The sequence below is a fragment of the Acinetobacter sp. CIP 102136 genome, from assembly GCF_000369685.1.
Classification (GTDB): Bacteria; Pseudomonadota; Gammaproteobacteria; order Pseudomonadales; family Moraxellaceae; genus Acinetobacter; species Acinetobacter fasciculus.
This window is the reverse complement of the sequence record NZ_KB850147.1, coordinates 6,538-10,689: the sequence shown is the minus strand read 5'-3', so window position 1 is coordinate 10,689 and position 4,152 is coordinate 6,538. Positions and strand designations below refer to the sequence as shown.

The 4,152-nt window shown below is 45.2% G+C and carries 4 protein-coding genes and 1 pseudogene; 4 read left to right on the top strand and 1 reads right to left on the bottom strand.

The window, feature by feature from the left end:
• Nucleotides 1-387: 387 nt before the first annotated feature.
• From tnpA to F893_RS15885, 4 genes are all read left to right on the top strand, one after another.
• Complete coding sequence (gene tnpA, locus F893_RS15900; RefSeq protein WP_004733109.1) at nt 388-771, top strand: IS66-like element accessory protein TnpA; 384 nt, start codon at nt 388-390, stop codon at nt 769-771.
• Complete coding sequence (tnpB, locus tag F893_RS15895) at nt 768-1,103, top strand: IS66 family insertion sequence element accessory protein TnpB (protein WP_004691519.1); 336 nt, start codon at nt 768-770, stop codon at nt 1,101-1,103. The genes tnpA and tnpB overlap by 4 nt, the downstream gene beginning before the upstream one ends.
• 74 nt (nt 1,104-1,177) lie before the next feature.
• Nucleotides 1,178-2,782: an IS66 family transposase gene (tnpC, locus tag F893_RS15890; protein ID WP_004733110.1), complete on the top strand. Its 1,605-nt coding sequence runs from the start codon at nt 1,178-1,180 to the stop codon at nt 2,780-2,782.
• A gap of 227 nt (nt 2,783-3,009) precedes the next feature.
• Nucleotides 3,010-3,939 (top strand): cation diffusion facilitator family transporter, encoded by a 930-nt coding sequence (locus F893_RS15885; protein WP_005253541.1) that lies wholly within the window; start codon nt 3,010-3,012, stop codon nt 3,937-3,939.
• A 119-nt stretch (nt 3,940-4,058) separates the two neighbouring features.
• Here F893_RS15885 and F893_RS17985 read toward each other — a convergent pair.
• Nucleotides 4,059-4,152 (bottom strand): annotated as a pseudogene (locus F893_RS17985) (IS6 family transposase); the annotation flags it as partial.

Below are 4,152 nucleotides of genomic sequence, written 5' to 3'. Positions count from 1 at the left end.
AAATTACGCAGAATAACTTTCAACTTTTGCCAGTGTTGATCTGTCAGCATGGTACGAGGCATAGCGAATAGTAAAATTGGGTTTGGCGATTTGATTTTACTACTTCGCTATTTTTTTAAGCTAAAAGTGTCAACACACCCTACTTGTTTAATACCCCGAGGAATAATTTAATCTTGCTGTGCGTTAGTCACGTTTCTTTCTTTCAAAAGTTGATTATATCTTTCAACGTAACCGTCGTGATATTCAAGCCCTTTTGATAGGAATTTGCAGTGAAAGAATAGGCGAAACTTGTCTTAAATAAGTAAGCGTCCGCTGAACACACCTTATGAATTCATCCTATAAGCCTTAATTTAGTCCCCACTTAAAAACAAGTGGGGACTAAAATTTATGACTACAAATCACCAGACATCCATCGCATCTCTTGCGAAAAAACGAAGAACATACAGTGCTGAATTTAAACAGCAGATCGTTCAGGCTTGTAAAGCACCGGACGTTTCAATTGCTTCGGTCGCTTTGCAACATGGATTGAATACAAATCTTGTATCCAAATGGATTCGCTTAATTGATGGTAAGCCAGGGAATGATCGCTCACCACTACCGAATAAACCTGCATTTATTGCCTTATCTTGCTCTACACCATTAGATCCTACTCCTACTGACATGTTAACGGTTCAAATTACTTTACCCCACTCAAAAGCAGAAATTGGCTTGAAATGGCAAGTATCAGAAATATCTGCTTTAGCAGAATTACTCAAGGCACTTGCAACATGATCCGCATTGATGAAATCTGGCTTTCTACCCAACCTCTGGATATGCGAGCAGGGATGGATACTATCATGGCTCAGGTGGTGAGAGCCTTTGGCTACATCAAACCGCATTGTGCTTACCTGTTCTGTAATAAACGTGGCCATCGCATGAAAGTGCTGGTACATGATGGACTGGGCATCTGGCTGTGTGCCCGGCGGCTGGAACAGGGAAAATTCCACTGGGCGCAGGTTCACCAGGGTGAAAGCATGGCGATCAGTCCGGAACAGTTACAGGCACTGATCCAGGGTTTACCTTGGCAGCGCATTGGACGACAGCAGGTGGTGACGATGCTCTAAACTAGGCTGGTCCATTCTGCTATTCTCCAAACGTTCTATTTCCTCTGCGTCATGACCTCAGGCATACTGCGGTCATGAATACGCTGCCAGACTTAAGCCAACTGACCCATGAACAACTGCTGGAATTTACCAGACAGTTGGCAATGCAGCATCAGTCTCTGGCACAATCAAATCAAGAATTAGAAAAATCAAACCAGCAATTGGATGCCAAAGTTCAACATCTTTCCATTCTCACGCAAAAATACGAGCATGAGCTCGCACTATTTAAACAGCACAAATTTGGCAGTAAAAACGAACATCTCACCGCAAAACAAATCCATCTGTGGGACGAAGCGGTTGAAGAGGATATCGCAGCAGTTGATTTGGAACTGGAGCGGCTGAATGCAGATAAAACCGATGCAGCGACAGAGAAAGCCACAGTCAACAAACCTAAACGTCGACTGCTGCCGGATCATCTACACACCATCCGTATTGAGCATGAACCTGCATCAACCCAATGCAGTTGTGGCTGCCAGTTACGTCGTATCGGCGAAGATATCAGTGAAAAACTGCATTTCAGACCGGCACAGTTCTATAAGGAACAGCATGTGCGTGGCAAATGGGTCTGTGATCAGTGTGACACCCTGACTCAGCAAGCGATGCCCGCCTATGTGATTGATAAAGGCATTGCTTCACCTGAACTGCTCAGCCATGTGCTGGTATCGAAGTATGCCGATCATTTGCCGCTGTACCGTCAGCGCCTGATCTATCAGCGGGCGGGCATTGATCTGTCCAGATCTACTTTATCTGACTGGATAGGTCGCTGCGGTGTAGAACTGGAGCCTCTGGCCAATGCCTTAAAAGAGGTGGTGCTGCAACAGCGGGTGATCCATGCCGATGAAACGCCGGTCACCATCATGCGGATGGGTGATGATGAGAAAAAACCGAAGAAAGGTTATGTCTGGGCCTATGCCACTACACAGTACAATCCAGTTCAAGCGGTGATCTATGACTTTCAGGATAGCCGTTCAGGTCAGCATGCAGAAGAGTTCCTGAATGGCTGGCAGGGCCATCTGGTCTGTGATGATTACAGTGGTTATAAAGCACGCTTTAAATCAGGCGATGTCATTGAGGTGGGCTGCATGGCGCATGCACGTCGTAAATTCCATGAGCTACATGTGACTGGGAAAAGTCAGATCGCTGAACAGGCATTACTGATGATTCAGAAACTGTATGCGATAGAAGCAGAACTCAGGAAAAAGACCGATAGTACAGCAGAACACCGCCGCGAATACCGACAACAGCACAGCCAACCGGTGATGCAACAACTGTATGAATGGCTCAACCAACATTATCTGACGGTGCCATCGAGTTCTCCAACCGCCAAGGCCATCAATTACAGTCTGAAGCGTTGGCCAGCCTTAAGCCGCTATCTGGATGATGGCAATCTACCCATTGACAATAACTGGGCAGAGAACTCTATGCGTCCCTGGGCATTGGGCCGTAAGAACTGGTTGTTTGCAGGTTCGCTGCGCAGTGGACAGCGAGCGGCAAATATCATGACTTTAATCCAGTCAGCAAAGCTGAATGGGTTGGATCCGTATGCCTATCTCAGTGATGTGCTGAAAAGGCTGCCGACGCATAAAGCGACCCAAATAGAAGAATTACTACCACATCGCTGGAAATCCAACTCAAATTAAAAAATAGGCATGGGGTTCAGCGGACGCTTACATACCAACGAACAGCCCAAAGAATGATTTCACCTTGAAAGTGCCGACCGTGGAAGGGATTCATCTGCTGTATCTCGAAATAAATAAGATATTTAGCTTATCATGTCAGCCTATTTGCAACAGTGCCGCAAGGAATTGCTTTAGCATTAGAAATGCTTTAATTAGTACAACAGACCTTATCTGGATTTTTATTGACCATGGCTCATTCCCACACACATGAGACATCACATTACGGTACGGCCTTTGCTATCGGTATTGTATTGAACTTGGGCTTTGTTTTAATTGAAGCATTCTATGGCTGGCAAACCGACTCCATGGCCTTGCTGGCTGATGCGGGCCATAACTTAACCGATGTCGGTGGATTACTTCTGGCATGGGCAGCCTATAGCGTAGCGCGTATTCACTCCAATCGTCGACATACTTATGGTTGGCAAAAAGCCTCGATTCTGGCCAGTTTTACTAATGCCGTGCTGATCCTCTTTGCGATGTTTTCTCTAGGCTGGGAATCTATACAACGGATTCAGTCTCCCAGCCCTGTAGCGGCAGTCACCGTTATGATCGTCGCTGCAATCGGTGTGGTAGTGAATTTGAGCACCGCCCTTTTGTTTCTTAAAAACAGTCAGCATGATTTGAATATCAAAGGTGCCTTTCTGCATATGGCGGCAGATGCCGTTGTTTCGGTCGGCGTAGTGGTCGCGGGGGCCTTATATTTATGGCAGGGCTGGTTATGGATTGACGCTGTGGTAGGTTTGATTATCGCCATTATTATTATTTTGGGAACATTTTCCTTGTTCCGCCAATCCTTACACTTGCTCTTTGATGGTGTGCCCGATCAGATTAACCTTTTAGAAGTCAGGAACTGCTTACTCAATATTCCGAGCGTTGTGGATCTGCATGATTTACACATCTGGAGTATGAGTACCCTGGAAAATGCACTCACGGTGCATGTGGTTTATGATGACAACTTACAAACTGCGAATACCTTACTTGCAGAAATTACCGAAGCTTTACATCATCATTTTGATCTCAAACATGTGACGGTGCAGCTGGAATCGATCGCTTATGCTGAAGGTTGTGAAATGAAACTTAAACCACATTATACTTCTAGCCAATCCTTGTTGAAATAAAGTCTCAGAATCATATATTTCATATTGCGCATATTCGGATATTCATATATAACCAAGCTATTCTTTTGGCACTGTTGCAAATAGAGATTTGAGTCGATGATGTTCCCTTTAAAAAGTACTTAGAGACCGAAAACCCTGTTGATTAGACACACTTCACCCTGAGGCTGACCATAATAAAATGACGATGCTTGTCCTTTACGTAGTGCACGCATG

Coding starts and splice junctions, on each gene's coding strand:
- tnpA (WP_004733109.1), top strand. CDS start 388: ATGACTACAAATCACCAGACATCCATCGCATCTCTTGCGAAAAAACGA.
- F893_RS15885 (WP_005253541.1), top strand. CDS start 3,010: ATGGCTCATTCCCACACACATGAGACATCACATTACGGTACGGCCTTT.
- tnpC (WP_004733110.1), top strand. CDS start 1,178: ATGAATACGCTGCCAGACTTAAGCCAACTGACCCATGAACAACTGCTG.
- tnpB (WP_004691519.1), top strand. CDS start 768: ATGATCCGCATTGATGAAATCTGGCTTTCTACCCAACCTCTGGATATG.